The organism is Amycolatopsis sp. NPDC034160 (assembly GCF_055575355.1).
This window is the reverse complement of sequence record NZ_JBVISU010000010.1, coordinates 137,093-150,905: the sequence shown is the minus strand read 5'-3', so window position 1 is coordinate 150,905 and position 13,813 is coordinate 137,093. Positions and strand designations below refer to the sequence as shown.

15 protein-coding genes are annotated in these 13,813 nt (G+C 68.5%); 9 read left to right on the top strand and 6 right to left on the bottom strand.

From position 1 onward, the window contains the following. Positions 1-19: 19 nt before the first annotated feature. The 3 genes from ACZ54P_RS21195 to corA all read right to left on the bottom strand — a co-directional run bounded on the left by ACZ54P_RS21195 (position 20) and on the right by corA (position 2,773). Complete coding sequence (locus ACZ54P_RS21195; protein WP_465463268.1) at positions 20-859, bottom strand: chromosome partitioning protein ParB; 840 nt, start codon at positions 857-859, stop codon at positions 20-22. After that, the gene (locus tag ACZ54P_RS21190; RefSeq protein WP_465463267.1) at positions 856-1,509 is read right to left on the bottom strand and encodes a metallophosphoesterase family protein; all 654 of its coding nucleotides are present in this window, start codon (positions 1,507-1,509) and stop codon (positions 856-858) included. Before ACZ54P_RS21190 ends, ACZ54P_RS21195 begins: the two co-directional genes overlap by 4 nt. Before the next feature lie 175 nt (positions 1,510-1,684). Further along, on the bottom strand, positions 1,685-2,773 hold the full coding sequence (gene corA, locus ACZ54P_RS21185; protein ID WP_465463266.1) for a magnesium/cobalt transporter CorA: 1,089 nt from the start codon (positions 2,771-2,773) through the stop codon (positions 1,685-1,687). Positions 2,774-3,021: 248 nt separating this feature from the next. On the opposite strand from corA, the gene ACZ54P_RS21180 reads away from it, so the two are divergent. Together ACZ54P_RS21180 and ACZ54P_RS21175 are read left to right on the top strand one after the other, a co-directional pair. After that, a complete protein-coding gene (locus tag ACZ54P_RS21180) occupies positions 3,022-3,600 on the top strand; it encodes a MaoC family dehydratase (protein ID WP_465463265.1) in 579 nt (192 codons plus the stop codon). Positions 3,601-3,633: 33 nt separating this feature from the next. Further along, complete coding sequence (locus ACZ54P_RS21175; RefSeq protein ID WP_465463264.1) at positions 3,634-4,740, top strand: DUF2332 domain-containing protein; 1,107 nt, start codon at positions 3,634-3,636, stop codon at positions 4,738-4,740. Between the two features lie 105 nt (positions 4,741-4,845). Here ACZ54P_RS21175 and ACZ54P_RS21170 read toward each other — a convergent pair whose 3' ends face one another. Then, entirely contained in the window at positions 4,846-5,274 is a 429-nt protein-coding gene (locus ACZ54P_RS21170; protein ID WP_465463263.1) for an NUDIX hydrolase, read from the bottom strand. Positions 5,275-5,451: 177 nt separating this feature from the next. Between ACZ54P_RS21170 and ACZ54P_RS21165 the strand changes: the two genes are divergently transcribed. From ACZ54P_RS21165 to ACZ54P_RS21135, 7 genes are all read left to right on the top strand, one after another. Continuing rightward, positions 5,452-5,622 (top strand): hypothetical protein, encoded by a 171-nt coding sequence (locus ACZ54P_RS21165; protein ID WP_143104653.1) that lies wholly within the window; start codon positions 5,452-5,454, stop codon positions 5,620-5,622. Positions 5,623-5,645: 23 nt separating this feature from the next. Further along, positions 5,646-6,206 (top strand): PH domain-containing protein, encoded by a 561-nt coding sequence (locus ACZ54P_RS21160; RefSeq protein ID WP_465463262.1) that lies wholly within the window; start codon positions 5,646-5,648, stop codon positions 6,204-6,206. 222 nt (positions 6,207-6,428) lie between these two features. Beyond that, a complete protein-coding gene (locus ACZ54P_RS21155) occupies positions 6,429-7,292 on the top strand; it encodes a PHP domain-containing protein (RefSeq protein WP_465463261.1) in 864 nt (287 codons plus the stop codon). After that, positions 7,289-7,918 carry a MarC family protein gene (locus ACZ54P_RS21150; RefSeq protein WP_125780961.1) on the top strand — a complete coding sequence of 210 codons (630 nt, stop codon included), beginning with the start codon at positions 7,289-7,291 and terminating at the stop codon, positions 7,916-7,918. Before ACZ54P_RS21155 ends, ACZ54P_RS21150 begins: the two co-directional genes overlap by 4 nt. Before the next feature lie 541 nt (positions 7,919-8,459). Continuing rightward, positions 8,460-9,329, top strand: coding sequence for a RecB family exonuclease (locus ACZ54P_RS21145; protein WP_465463260.1), 870 nt, complete (start codon positions 8,460-8,462; stop codon positions 9,327-9,329). Between the two features lie 26 nt (positions 9,330-9,355). Then, positions 9,356-9,700 carry a hypothetical protein gene (locus ACZ54P_RS21140; protein ID WP_465463259.1) on the top strand — a complete coding sequence of 115 codons (345 nt, stop codon included), beginning with the start codon at positions 9,356-9,358 and terminating at the stop codon, positions 9,698-9,700. Positions 9,701-9,823: 123 nt separating this feature from the next. Beyond that, positions 9,824-10,438: a hypothetical protein gene (locus ACZ54P_RS21135; protein WP_465463258.1), complete on the top strand. Its 615-nt coding sequence runs from the start codon at positions 9,824-9,826 to the stop codon at positions 10,436-10,438. Positions 10,439-10,477: 39 nt separating this feature from the next. Here the strand turns inward: ACZ54P_RS21135 and ACZ54P_RS21130 are convergent, their stop codons facing one another. Together ACZ54P_RS21130 and ACZ54P_RS21125 are read right to left on the bottom strand one after the other, a co-directional pair. After that, the gene (locus ACZ54P_RS21130; protein WP_465463257.1) at positions 10,478-11,872 is read right to left on the bottom strand and encodes an Rv3212 family protein; all 1,395 of its coding nucleotides are present in this window, start codon (positions 11,870-11,872) and stop codon (positions 10,478-10,480) included. A 35-nt stretch (positions 11,873-11,907) separates the two neighbouring features. Beyond that, positions 11,908-13,509, bottom strand: coding sequence for a DEAD/DEAH box helicase (locus ACZ54P_RS21125; RefSeq protein ID WP_465463398.1), 1,602 nt, complete (start codon positions 13,507-13,509; stop codon positions 11,908-11,910). Positions 13,510-13,813 lie beyond the last annotated feature (304 nt).

Here is a 13,813-nt window from a genome sequence, read left to right as displayed (position 1 = left end):
GCGCTATCACCCAGGGTCGTCAGCGGGACTGTGACCGCACCGCTTCGATGACCTCGTCGTCCCACCGGTGCGTCCGGATCAGCCGGTACCGTTCACACGCCACCCACAGGTACGCCTCGGCGTCGGTGCGGTCGCCGATCATGTCGGCCTGCCGCAGCATCGCCACCACCGGCACGTACTCCTCGTCGAACCACCGCTGCGCCAACGTCGCGCGATCCGAGTAGCGGCCTTCGTCCTGCATCAGCCGGAAACCCCACGCCTCCACGTGTTCACCGAGCCGCGCGTAGTCCCACGGATCCGTGAACACCACCGAAGCCCGCGAGTGCCCGGAAAGCGGGACGCGCTCCAGGAACAGCCGCCGGTAGTCCTTCACGATGAGATCGCCGCGGTACCGGATCCCGCTCGGGTCCAGTTTGGTCCGCACCTCGGTGACCATCGCCTCTATTGTGGACAGTCCCATCGCGTGTCCTACCGAAACGCGGTGGTGCCCGTCGATGATGAAATGCAGTTCACCGACGCGGTAGACCTCGATCGGCGGGATCGACTCGCCGCGTCTGGTCGCGAGCGCCAGCCGTTCCCAGCGTTCGCGGACGCGGCCGGACGTCGGGCGGAAGCGGCGGTCGAAATCGCGGCCGCGGTCGACGCTGCCGACGATCGAATCGAGCCGGATCACCCGCGGTCCGATCCTCCGCTCGCCGAGGTAGCCGAGCGCGTCGACCACCTCGTGGAAGGGCAGCATGATGTTGACGTCGTCGGGCTCGCGGCGCAGCCAGGTCGCCAGCCGTGACAGGACCTGTCGCCGTCGTGCGCGGAGGAAGTCGTGCTCCGCGTCCGCCCGGGGAAAACCGGTGTCCTTCATAGGAACTCCATGATCCGGTGCCCGACCACGTTGCGTACCGTGGTTTCGCCGACCACCCGGTCCGGCACGGGTTCGCCGTGCGGGTGGATGTGCCCGTGCAGCAACCATTTCGGCCGCAGCGACTCGATCGTGCGATGGAGACAGTCGAAGCCGCGGTGCGGTGGATCCTCGCGGTCACCGCAGTGCCGAGGCGGCGCGTGGGTGAGCAGGATGTCGACGTCCCGCCCGTCCCGCCGACGACGCAGCCGCGCCCGGCGCACGAGTCGCCGCGCACGCCGCGCCTGCTGGCGTTGCGTCCATTGGTTCGGGCCGTCGTTGTAGCGGACCGAACCGCCGAGCCCGGCGACCCGCAGCCCGCCGATGTCGACGATCCGGCCGTCCGCGTTCACCCCGCCCGCCGGACCCGGCCACTCCGCGGGAAAACCGTCCTTCATGGACAGTCCGCCGTAGCGGGTGTAGCCCGACAGGTCGGGATCGTGGTTACCAGGGACGAACACGCACGGCACGTCGAGCGCGCTCGCCAGGAACTCCAGGTAGTCGTACGGCAGGTCGCCGGCACCGACGACGAGGTCGAGGTCGGCCGGCAGATGGTGGACAGCGGAGGTCCACAACCGCTCCTCGACTTCGTCCGCGACGACCAGCGCCTTCATGCTCCCCAGCGTAATGCCGGGCGCGCTATTTGGTGCCGTGCGCGAACGCGGGGTCCTTGGCGATGATCGCGATCACGATGCCCAGCCACACGAGGCAGAAGGCGAGAGCCCAGAACTTGAGGTTGGTCAGGATCCTTGGCATGGGGGAACTCCAGTACTACCGAAGGGAAGGTGCTCAGAGCCAGCGGTTCTTCCTGAATATTCGGTAGAGCAGGATGCAGACACCGAAGATGACCGTCATCGCCACCGGGTAGCCGAAGCGCCAATGCAGCTCCGGCATGTAGTCGAAGTTCATCCCGTAGATGCCGGCCAGCGCCGTCGGGACCGCGATGATCGCCGCCCACGCGGTGATCTTGCGCATGTCGGTGTTCTGCTGGAGGGTGATCTTCGCCAGCGTCGCGTCCACCAGCGTGGTCAGCAGTTCGTCGAAGTTCGCGACCCGCTCCGCCACGGTCGTCAAGTGGTCGGAGACGTCGCGGAAGTACGAGCGGACCTCGTCCGGGATCAGCCGCGTGTAGCCCTCGGCGAGCCGCTGCAGCGGAGTGCCCAGCGGCATGACCGCGCGCCGCAGCTCCAGCACCTCGCGTTTCATGAAGTAGATCTGCTCGGCGCTCACCTTGGAGCGCGGCGCGAAGACGTGCGTCTCCATTTCGTCGATGTCCGACTCGATCGCGGTGGTGACGTCGAGGTAGTGGTCGACGACGTGGTCCGCGATCGCGTGCAGCACCGCGGACGGCCCGAGGTCGAGCCGCTCGGGTTCCTGGTCGAGTTCGCGGCGCAGCCGGGCGAGCCCCGAGTGGTTCCCGTGCCGCACGGTGATCACGAAGTCGCGGCCGAGGAACGCCATCAGTTCGCCGGTCTCGACGATCTCGTTCGCCGTCGCGGGCGACTCGTGTTCGACGTAGCGGACCGTCTTCAGCACCATGAACAGCGTGTCGTCGTAGCGTTCGAGCTTGGGCCGCTGGTGCGCTTCGAGCGCGTCCTCGACGGCCAGCTCGTGCAGGCCGAAGGTGTCCGCGATGCCCTGTATCTGGACCGCGTCCGGCTCGTGCAGACCGATCCAGACGAAGCCGGCGTGCCGCTTGCGCACCTCTTTGATCGCCTCGGAGTGCGACCACCGGCCGGGCAGACGCTTGCCCTCCACGTACACCGCGCAATCGACGACGTACGCCGAAAGGGGGACGGGCAACGGGCGATCGGGGACGCTCTTGGCGCGGCCGTTGCTCCGGCCGCGAAGGCCGCCGAGCGAGGGAATGGCAGGCATGGGATCTCCTGGGCAGACGTCGTGCGTTGTGCGCGAAGACGACGGGCCAAGCGGTCGGGGGGCCGCTCGGCTAGGCCAGCGTTCCCGGTTTCGTCAGCCCTGCCAGGTGGGGAACCGGCGAGACGTGAAGGCGGGAACGCTGCGACTACTAGGAAGCGGACTATCGCCACTGGACATCGGGTTCCTCACCTCCTCGGCTCGGTGGACGGCTACGCAGTGGTGTGGGTCGCGTTGACGACCGGACACCAATGGCCGAGGGTACTCCTCAACACGAAGGCCTGTCGTTCCAGGCTCACGCCGCGTTACTCGTGCAGGAGGAATGGGTGCAGTTCGGTCGCTATTACGAAGAGTTCGAGGTCGGCGCGGTCTACAAGCACTGGCCGGGCAAAACGGTCACCGAGTACGACGACCACCTGTTCTGCCTGATCACCATGAATCACCACCCGCTGCACCTCGACGCCCACTACGCGCAGGAGTCCACTGACTTCGGCAAGAACGTCGTGGTCGGCAACTACATCTACTCGCTGCTGCTCGGGATGTCGGTGCCGGACGTGTCCGGCAAGGCGATCGCGAATCTCGAGGTCGAGTCGCTGAAGCACGTGAAGCCGACCTTCCACGGCGACACCATCTACGGCGAGACAGAGGTGCTGGACAAGACGCCGTCGAAGTCGAAGGACGATCGCGGCGTCGTCTACGTCGAGACACGCGGGTACAAGCAGGACGGCACGATCGTGTGTGTGTTCCGTCGCAAGGTGATGGTGCCGAAGCGGTCCTACGGTGACAGCAGGGGCGGTGAACAGCCCGGCCGCCCCGTTCCGCACGAATAATGGGGGTCACGAACGGGAAGAGGGAGCGCGTCGATGCCCATCGGGCTGGATGAGATCAAGAGCCGTCTGCGGAAGTTCGCGACGGTCGAAGCGGCCGGTGTTTCGCCGCTGTACGAACACCTGGCGGGCAAGGCGGCCGAGGACGACGACGTCGCCGGGCTCCTGACCGACGCCCGCGGCGGCGAGGCGCGCGGGACGCTGCTGCTGGCGACCGCGCACCGGCTCATCCAGGCCGACCCGATCCACCCGCTTTCGCGGTACTACCCGTCCGTCGGCGGCTTCGACGGCGTGGACTCGGAGACGTGGCCGCTGTTCCGCTCGTTCCTGCTGGAGCGGGCGGACAAGGCGCGGGCGATCATCTCTTCGCGGTACACGCAGACCAACGAGGTCCGCCGCGCCGCGCTGCTCTACCCCGCCGTCACGACGGCGGCGAAGGAGGCGGGCGGCAAGATCGCGCTGCTCGAGGTCGGGTGTAGTGCCGGGCTGCTGCTCAGCCTGGACAAGTACGCCTACCGCTACCAGTGCGCCGGCGGCGAGCAGCTCACCGCCGGCCCCGCGAAGGCCGCTGTCGGCCTGCACTGCGCGCTGGACCTCGCACCCGGCGCGGTCACGCCGAAGATGCCGAAGAAACTGGCGATCACCGCCCGCGCCGGTCTCGACCGGGCCCCGGTGGACCTGAGCGACGAAGACGAACTGGCCTGGCTCGAAGCCTGCGTCTGGGCCGACCAGCCGGACCGGATCCGGCTCCTGCGCACCGCCGCGGCCGCGCAGGGCAAGCAGCGGCCGGAGCTCATCACCGGTGACGCTGTCGACGACCTCGCCTCGGCCGCCGCCACCCTGCCCGCCGACGTCCCCCTGGTCGTGCTGACCAGCCACGTGCTGGCGTACCTGGGGGAGCGGCGAGCGGACTTCGTCGACGCGCTGCGGAAGCTGGCGGGGGACCGGCCGCTGTGGTGGGTCAGCGAGGAGTTCTACGGGGCCGCCTTGGCGCCGTTGCTGCCCGGGCGGGCCGAACTGGCCGACACCAACGGCGGGTCGGCCGTCCTCGGGCTCGTCCGCTGGGAAGGCGACACGCCGGAGGTACGGGCGCTGGCCAGGACGGCACCGCACGGACAGCGGATGACCTGGCTCCCGGTTTAGCCTTTCACCTGTCGCGAAGATGTCGGTAAAGCATCGCGGAGGATAATTTTCACCTCTTGCGGTGCTTTATCCTCACGTCATTTGCCAAATCCACCACGGCATTTGTCACGTCAACGAGATATTCCCGGTCGGCAGCACGTTCCAGTCGCGGAGAGTGACGAACAAGAGTTCGGCCAGTCGGCCGCCTTTGTCGAGTTCGATCAAGGTGCGGGCGTCGATCCAGCGGGCGTCGACGGCGTCGTCGCCGGCACGGAGAGTGCCGCCGGTGACCGAGCAGGCGTAGTCGCGAATGTCGTAACGGCCGCGACGGACGTTGCCGACGAATGTGCCCGGCATCACGTCCAGTCCGGTCTCTTCCCGCATCTCACGGATCACGGCCGCTTCGTCTGATTCGCCTGGTTCGACCCGTCCGCCGGGGACCGACCAGAGCCCACGTCCGGGCTCATTCGCCCGCCGGATCAGGAGAATTCGCCCGTGTTCGTCGTGGACGATGCCGCCGACACAGCGGACGGTGCTGTCCGAAACGGTGTTCATTCCCGAATGGTAGACGCGGACGTCCGGACAGCGACTTTCCTGTACACGGAGAGTAGCCGTACGGTACACTTCTCCTCGCCGGCTGACCCAAGCGCGGGACTTCCCTCCCGCGCGGGTGGAAGGTGCGGTACAAAATGAATGGTCAGTATCCGCAGTCAGTCACCGTAAGAGACAGGATTGATCGCCGTGAACGCGAAAAAGCTCCTCACTTTCGCAGGAATCGCGTTGGTGCTGTTCTTCGTGATCGCGCAGCCAGGTCAGGCCGCGGGCCTCGTGGGAAACATCATCGGCTTCCTGCGTGACTCGGCCGAATCAGTGATCACCTTCGTCAGCAGCGTCTTCAGCTAGCGGACGGCGGATACTCTCCCAGTATGTTCGCCCCACGCGATCCAGACGAGTATCTCCTCGACACCGAACGGCGGGTCATCAGGATCCGCCGTCACTGGGCTGTGCTGTTGTGGGACACCTTCGAGGCGGTCGCCCTCCTGGCGATCTGCGTCCTGGTGTCCTATCTTCTGCCGGCCGCCGCGTGGGTGATCCAGAACATCCTGTGGTACGCCGCGTTGCTGGTCGTCCTGCGGTTCGCGTACATCGTGATGGAGTGGTGGGTCGAACGGCTGGTCGTCACCGACAAGCGATTCGTGATGACCACCGGCGTCTTCACCACAAAGGTGCTGATGATGCCGATCACCAAGGTCACCGACCTCACCTACGAACGTTCGGCGTGGGGCCGGATGATGGGGTACGGGACGATGGTGGTCGAGTCGGCCGGTCAGATCCAGGCGCTGAACCGCATCGACTACCTGCCGAGGCCGGAAGAGTTCTACGACACGATCTCCGAGCTCGTCTTCGGCGACAAGCAGAAGCAGGCCGAGCGCTTCTCGATGATCAAGGCCCAGCGCGCCGCTCGCGGCAAGAAGAAGGTCGGCTAGCCGCTGACACCGACTCAGCCCTGACTCAGGTCTGACCCGGCTGAGCGCAGGTACCGACTCAGCGGTGACCCAGGTCTTTTGATCTTTTGGAGTCGCGCGCCTTTTGGCCGCCAGGCCTCAGGGGTGCGATGGCAGGGCGCCGTCGTCGTCGGCTGCAACGCAGGTCACCAAGTCGCGCCCTGGCAGCGCGGCCCTGATCAGCGCGATAGATACTGAGCCGCGATGCGCATCGACCTGCACGCCCACTCCACCGCCTCCGACGGCACCGACAGCCCGGCCGGGCTGGTCGCCGCCGCCGCGAAGGCGGGCCTCGACGTAGTCGCGATCACCGATCACGACACCACGGCCGGCTGGGCCCCGGCCGCCGAGGCACTCCCGCCGGGCCTTTCCCTCGTGCCCGGTGCCGAGCTGTCCACGATCTCCGTCGATCCGGCGACCGGGCGGCACGTCAGCGTGCATCTGCTCGCGTATCTCTTCGATCCCGAGTCGGCCGCGCTCGTCGCCGAGCAGACCCGGCTGCGGTCGGAGCGGCGGTGGCGGTTGCGCGTGATGGCGGAACGGATGGCGGCCGACGGCCTGCCGGTCGACCCCGACGAGGTCATGTCGTTGCTGCCCGAGGACGGTTCGGCCGGCCGCCCGCACCTCGCGCAAGCCTTGGTGCGCGCCGGTGTCGTCTCGTCGGTGAACGAAGCCTTCGGAAGCTATCTCGGCAACGGCAGCGGGTATTTCGTGGCACGGCAGGACACCCTCGTGGAGGACGCGATCGACATGATCGCGGAAGCTGGCGGGGTCACCGTGATCGCGCATCCCTTCGCCTACACGCGCGGCGCGACCATCACCGTCGACGTCCTCGCCGATCTCGCCCGGCGCGGCCTGACCGGCGTCGAGGTCGACCACCCGAACCACGACGAGGAGACCCGCGTCCGACTGCACGGGCTGGCGGGGGAGCTGGGACTCGTGCGCACCGGGTCGAGTGACTACCACGGCACGAACAAGACCATCGACCTCGGCGACGAGACCACCGACCCGGTCGCGCTGGAGGAACTCGTCTCGCGGTCGACCGGATACCAGGTCGTGACCCGGTGACGATCACGGATTTCTTCGACGCGCGCCTGTTCATGAGCGCGACGATCACGCTGATCGTCATCATGGACCCGCCCGGCACGGTGCCGGTGTTCCTGAGCCTGACCGGCCGCAAGTCCGTGGCGTTGCGCGCCAAGGCCGCGCGGCAGGCGGTGCTGGTGTCGCTGCTGGTGATCTCGCTGTTCGCCGTGGCGGGACAGGCGATCCTGTCGTATCTCGGCATCGGCATCCCCGCGCTGCAGGGCGCGGGCGGGCTGTTGCTGCTGTTGATCGCGCTGCAGTTGCTGACCGGCAAGACCGGCGGCGAGGCCGAAGCGGCGGGTGACGACGTCAACGTCGCGCTGGTGCCGCTCGGGACGCCGCTGCTCGCCGGTCCCGGTGCGATCGCCGCGACCATCGTCTTCGTGCGGCAGGCCGATGGGCACGTCGGCGCGTACGTGGCTCTCGCGCTTTCGATCGTGACGGTGCACTTCGTGCTGTACCTGTGCATGAGGTACTCGGGCGTGGTCATCCGGCTGATCAAGGAAAGCGGGATCACGCTGCTGGCGAAGATCGCCGGTCTGCTGCTGGCCGCGATCGCCGTCGAACTGGTGGCGAACTCGGTGAAGGGCTTCATCGCGGGTACCTGACCCGCAGGGCGACCCCGGCGATAGCAAAGGTCCCTTGCTCTCTTTCGGGCCGGGGCGGATCGCGTTCAGCGGGCTGAACGCGATCCGCGCGGGGCAGGGTCCCGGCGAAGGCAAGAGAGTGCAGGCCTGATTCCGGGGCGCCGACCGGGCTTCAGTGTCCACAAGGGACGGTCGAGTGTCCGGTTGGTGCTTTCTTGTCCGCTTCCGCGTGGGGTCGTGAGTGCTGATGAGGGTTAGAACGACCTAAATCACTCACGACCCCCTCGTCAAGAACGGGCCGATCCTGACCGGGGTGTGGTGAGGTCGTCGACCTCAGCACAGGTCAGGCGCAAGAAGAGCCCGGCCGGCGGTCAGAATCGCCCTACCTCGACTTTGCCCGGGACCCTGACTTCGAGGGAAGTGAAGGAGGCCTTCACGGACCGGCGCACGCTCGGCCGCGGATCGGCGCCCGGGCGATAGCAAAGGTCCCTTGCTCTCCTCCTGGGGATCCCCTCCCAAAAGTGTCGGTGGGGGTGCGTAGCGTTGCGGGCGGGGTGATCCGATGGAGCAGATTGGTTTCGACTTCGGCGTCGAGGCGCCGCGCAAGCTGACGAAGGTCTCGCCCGCGCGCCTCGCGACGTTCGAAGATTGCCCGCGCCGCTACCGCATGTCGTATCTCGACCGCCCGTCCCCGACCCGCACCGGGGCGTGGGCGCACAGCACGCTCGGCGCGGTGGTGCACAACGCGTTGCGGGCGTTGTTCGACCTGCCGGTGGCCAAACGTGTGCCGCAGCGGGCGATGGCGCTCGTCGCCGAGCACTGGAAGGACGCCGGGTTCGAAGACACCGACCAGGCCGCGCGGTATCGCGCTCGCGCGAAGGCCTGGGTCGCGGATTACGTCGAGCACAACGACGTCAGCGTCGATCCGGTCGGGCTGGAGCGCTGGGTTTCGGCGCCCGTCACGCTCGAACCGGGCAGCGGGCCCAGCCTCATCATCGAGGGCCGCGCCGACCGGATCGACCAGCGCGGCCGGGAACTGGTGATCATCGACTACAAGACCGGCCGTCGTGAGCCGGACGAGTACGAGGCTCGTTCTTCGCAGGCCTTGGCGCTGTACGCCGTCGCGGCCGCCCGGACGTTGCGCACGCCGTGCTACCAGGTCGAGTTGCATCACGTGCCCACCGGCACCATCGCGGCCGCCGAACACACCGAGCAGAGCCTCAAGCGGCATCTCCAGCGTGCCGACGAGACCGCCGGGGATCTGCGGCTGGCGACGGATACCCTGAACGCGGGCGGCGACGAGGACGTGTTGTTCCCGGCACGCCCTGGCCGTCGTTGCGCATGGTGCGACTTCCGGCCCAGTTGCGCGGCCGGCCAGGAGGCCGGCCCCGCGGCTCAGCCGTGGGAGTTGCTGGCGCCCCTGAAATCCTGAGACCTCGACGATTGGACAGCGAGGACGTGTCGTCATCGGACACCGGAGAGCTCGCGACCACGCCGCTGCCGGTGAGCCCGGAGAAGCCCACGGCGACCCGGCGCGGAAATTTCTGGCGCGGCCTGACCGGTTCGCTCACGGCCGGCATGGTCGTGCTCGCGACGTGCGTCCTGGTGATCGCCGGAATCTGTCTCTTCACCGGCGCGCCAGGGCCGGGTCTTCCGATGCTGATCGGCCACCCGGTCGCGGCGGTAGTCGCCGTGCTGGCACAGCGGACCGCTGACGCGCGGAATGGCCGCGTCGCGGGCTTCGCGGGTCTCGGCGTCGTAGTGAGCGTGGCGGCCGCGCTGAGCCTCTTCTGGTGGAGCTGACCGCCGGATACGGCAGGAACTTGCCACAGAGCGGAAAAGCAGGCTTGGCACGGTGAAACTGGGGTCACTGGGCACGTCGTGGGCGAACACGGCGCCGCGCAGCGAGGACGAAGGGCACCGTTGATGACCTACCCACCCCAGCCAGGACAGCCCCACTACGACCATGGCGGGCAGCAGCCCCCACCGCTGCAGTACCAGCAGGGCACTTACGAGCAGAGCGGCGCGTACCCGCAGCAGCAGTACCCCGCCTACGGCCAGAACCAGCAGTACGGACCGGGTTTCGGCGGGCCGCCCGCGCCACCGAAGAACGGCAAGACCGGCCTGCTGGTCGGCATCGCCGCCGCTGTCGTCGTGGTACTGGTCACGCTGGGTATCACCGGATTCGTCGCTCCCGGTTTCTTCCTCGGGGACGACAAAGCGGACAAGGCGGCCGGCCCGGAAGAGACCGCGCGGGCGGTCGTCGCCGGTATCAACGCCCACGACAAGACCGCGTTGAGGGCGCTCAAGTGCGGGAACGCCGACAAGGACATCGACCAGGCCATCGATCAGGTCGACGAAACGGCGAACGCGACGCTCGGCGAACTCGCCAAGGTCTCCGAAACCGAGTACTCGGTGGTCGTCGAGGTGAGCGTCAAAGGGCGATCCCGCACCGCCGCGGGCACGCTCGCTGACGAGGGCGGTCGATGGTGCTGGAAGGAACTCGGCCGACCCCGTGCCAAGACCTCGGTGCCGGGATGACGGCGCGGAGAGCAAGGGACCTTTGCTATCGCCCGCCGGTCACTTGAGGGCGGCCAGGGTGGCGCCGCGCTGCTCCAGCAGCACCGGACCGACCGAAGCGAGCCGCACGGGACCGCTGTAGCCGCGCCTGTCGACGCCTACGGTGCGGATCGTGGTGCCGGTCATCTCGTCGAGGACGGCGAGCCCGCCCTGGATCGGCACGACCAGCTGATCTCCGAAGGTCACACCGGGGCCGACGGCGTTGTTCAGCGTCCAGCGCGGCGTGAGATCGTCTCGCGAGAACGCCATGGTCTTCGAGCCGGTGAACCAGTAGACGCCTTGCGCGGTCCACGCGGTCGCCATGATCCCGCCCACCGGGTCCTGCGCGATGTCCGCTGCGGGCACATCGAGCGGGTACGCCGACTTCTGGACCCCGTCGGCGCCGTAGATGACCAGCAATTTCTGTTCCGGCAGCATGATCAGGGCGAGATCGCCGGACATCGCGACGACTTTCGCGTTCTTCCCCGCCAGAACGGTGCTGTAGTCGACCTTCGGTTCGTCGGCCTCGTCGTTGGTCGCGCGGTAGACGGTGAAGCGGTCGGCCGGGTCGCCGGGGCAGCGTTCGATCACGCCGATCTTGCCCGACGCGGCGGCCACCGTGCCGTAGGTGCAGCCTGACCGGGGTTGCTTGTTCGGCTGCACGACGGCCGGGACCTCGCCGTACTCCATGCTTTTGACCAGGTCGTCGCGCCACGTGTTGAGCAGCTTCTTGCCGGTCGTGGTGACGTGCGAGCCGTCGACGACCAGCTGGGTGCCGAGTTCGGCGTCGCCGTTGCGCTGCGCGGTGCGGCGTCCGGTGCCGGTGTCGAGCTGGGTGACCTCGCTGCAGCCGGTTTCCTTGCGGTACACCGCGTCCACCTTGATCCCGGCGAGCGCGACGGTGCACAGCTCCAGATCGCGGGAGTAGCGCCATCGGACGGCGCCGGTCGACGGATCCCGGCCGAGTACCTCGCCTTTGTCGGCGGTGACGACGGTGTTGGCCTCGCCGATGGGGACGGGCGTCGCCGAACTCGGCGCCTGCCACAGCTCGGTCAGCGAACCCGGCACTTCCGCCGGAGCGAGTGGGAGGGCCGGCGGCTCGGTGGCGGCGACCTGCGCGACCGTGGCCGCGTTGTCGCTGTTCACCCCGATGACGACGCCGGTGACGGCGACGACCACCACGATCGCGGCGGCGAACACGCGATCCCGCGTGCGGTTCCACGGCGAGCGCCTGGCGCGTTTCCCGCCCAGCGGCGGCTCGGTGGCCACCGGCGGGGCGGGTTCGGCGTCCAGCACGTCTTCGGTGCCGATCGCGGCCGTCGTCTCCGGCTCCTCGCCGTTCGACGTTTGTACGGGTTCAGCGGGCACGTGCCGCGCCGGATCTTCGTCCGCCGCGGCGTCCCGACGTTCGCTCACGTGCCCTTAGCTCCCCACGTCCGCGCTGAAGGTGCTCAGTCTGCCGACGCAGGTGTATCAGAAGTCGCCGACGGACGGCGACGGCGGCGTCGGCGAGCCGGACGCTCGGCGCTGTCGCCTGCTTCCTTCTCGACGGCGGGGCCGCTGACCTCCGGGCTCGGCTTCGCGGCGCCACGGCTGCGGCGACGGGTGCGAGTGCGGGCCTCCGAAGAGCCCTCGCCTTCGGTGGTCTCCGCTGAAGGCGACGCGGCGGCGTCCGCGGCCTCGATCTCGGCGGCCGCGTCGGACCCACCACGGGTCCGCTTACGCGGCGCGCGGGCGCGCTTGCGGGGCGCCTCTTCCTCGGCGGGGGCACCGCTCTTGGCGCCGCGGGGACCACGGCGCTTGCCGCCCAGATCCTCTTCCACCTCGGCCGAAAGACCCGCGCGGGTCCGCTTCCCCAGCGGGAGACGCCCGGTGGTGCCCTCGGGGATGCCGAGGTCTTCGAACAGGTGCTTCGACGACGAGTACGTCTCGACCGGATCGGGCATGTCGAGGCCGAGGGTGTCGGAAATCAGCTTCCAGCGCGGCATCTCGTCCCAGTCGACGAGAGTGATCGCGACCCCGGTGCGCCCCGCGCGGCCGGTGCGGCCGATGCGGTGGACGTAGTTCTTCTCGTCCTCCGGCGTCTGGTAGTTGATCACGTGCGTGACGTCGTCGATGTCGATACCGCGGGCGGCGACGTCGGTGGCGACCAGCACGTCGACCTTGCCGGCCCGGAACGCGCGCAGCGCCTGCTCGCGAGCGCCCTGGCCGAGGTCACCGTGCACGGCGGCGGCCGCGAAACCGCGTTCCACCAGCTCGTCGGCGACCTTCTGCGCGGTGCGCTTGGTGCGGGTGAAGATCATCGTCAGGCCGCGGTCCGCGGCCTGCAACGCGCGGGCGACCAGTTCGGGCTTGTCCATCGAGTGCGCCCGGTAGACGAACTGGGTGGTGCGCTCGTGGATCGCGCCCGCGTCGTTCTCCTCGGCGCGGATATGCGTCGGCTGGGTGAGGAACGTGCGGGCCAGCGTGATGATCGGACCCGGCATGGTCGCCGAGAACAGCATCGTCTGCCGCTTGTCCGGGACCATCCGCAGAATGCGCTCGATGTCGGGCAGGAAGCCCAGGTCGAGCATCTCGTCGGCCTCGTCCAGCACCAGACCGCGGACCTTGCCCAGCACCAGGTGCTTCTGCTCGGCCAGGTCCAGGAGACGGCCGGGGGTACCGATGACGACGTCGACGCCCTTGCGGAGCGCCTCGATCTGCGGCTCGTACGGACGGCCACCGTAGATGGCCAGCGTGCGGATGCCGAGGTGCTTGCCCGCGCCCTTGAGGTCGCTCGCGACCTGGACGCACAGCTCACGGGTCGGCACGACGACCAGCACCTGCGGGGTGCCGTCACCGGGGACCTCGACGCGGTGCAGCAGCGGGACACCGAAGCCCAGCGTCTTGCCCATCCCGGTGCGGGCCTGGCCGATGAGGTCGTCGCCGGCCATCGCCAGCGGCAGGGTCAGTGCCTGGATGGCGAAGGTACGCTCGATCCCGGCCTCGCTCAGCGCCTTGACGATCTCCGGCTTGACGCCGAAGGACGCGAAGGAGGGGGACTCGGGTTCCACCGGGGCGCCCGCCTGCAGCGGGTGCGACACGTCCAGCGCCGCCGGGCCGGTCTCGCTGTGCTCCAGCGCGACTGCCTCCGGGACTTCGGTCGTGGTGTTTTCGACGGTGGTGGATTTGTTCGTGGTCAGGGTGCTCGCCTCTCTCGTGACCAGCGCGCACTGCCCTGGTCACCGGATCGACACTCGACCACGAGGTTTCGCTCGGCTCCGCGCTACTGGCGCTGAAGCGGCCCTTCGTGGGAATGCCGCAGGATGGCGTGCACGCACATCATTCTTGTGCTGACCGGGGCCGCACCGGCTGTCC

Excerpts from the sequence above, each read along its gene's own strand:
- ACZ54P_RS21160 (WP_465463262.1), top strand. The coding sequence starts at position 5,646 with ATGTTCGCCCCACGCGATCCAGACGAGTATCTCCTCGACACCGAACGG.
- ACZ54P_RS21135 (WP_465463258.1), top strand. The coding sequence starts at position 9,824 with ATGACCTACCCACCCCAGCCAGGACAGCCCCACTACGACCATGGCGGG.
- ACZ54P_RS21180 (WP_465463265.1), top strand. The coding sequence starts at position 3,022 with ATGGCCGAGGGTACTCCTCAACACGAAGGCCTGTCGTTCCAGGCTCAC.
- ACZ54P_RS21195 (WP_465463268.1), bottom strand. The coding sequence starts at position 859 with ATGAAGGACACCGGTTTTCCCCGGGCGGACGCGGAGCACGACTTCCTC.
- ACZ54P_RS21175 (WP_465463264.1), top strand. The coding sequence starts at position 3,634 with ATGCCCATCGGGCTGGATGAGATCAAGAGCCGTCTGCGGAAGTTCGCG.
- ACZ54P_RS21170 (WP_465463263.1), bottom strand. The coding sequence starts at position 5,274 with ATGAACACCGTTTCGGACAGCACCGTCCGCTGTGTCGGCGGCATCGTC.
- ACZ54P_RS21145 (WP_465463260.1), top strand. The coding sequence starts at position 8,460 with ATGGAGCAGATTGGTTTCGACTTCGGCGTCGAGGCGCCGCGCAAGCTG.
- ACZ54P_RS21190 (WP_465463267.1), bottom strand. The coding sequence starts at position 1,509 with ATGAAGGCGCTGGTCGTCGCGGACGAAGTCGAGGAGCGGTTGTGGACC.
- corA (WP_465463266.1), bottom strand. The coding sequence starts at position 2,773 with ATGCCTGCCATTCCCTCGCTCGGCGGCCTTCGCGGCCGGAGCAACGGC.
- ACZ54P_RS21155 (WP_465463261.1), top strand. The coding sequence starts at position 6,429 with ATGCGCATCGACCTGCACGCCCACTCCACCGCCTCCGACGGCACCGAC.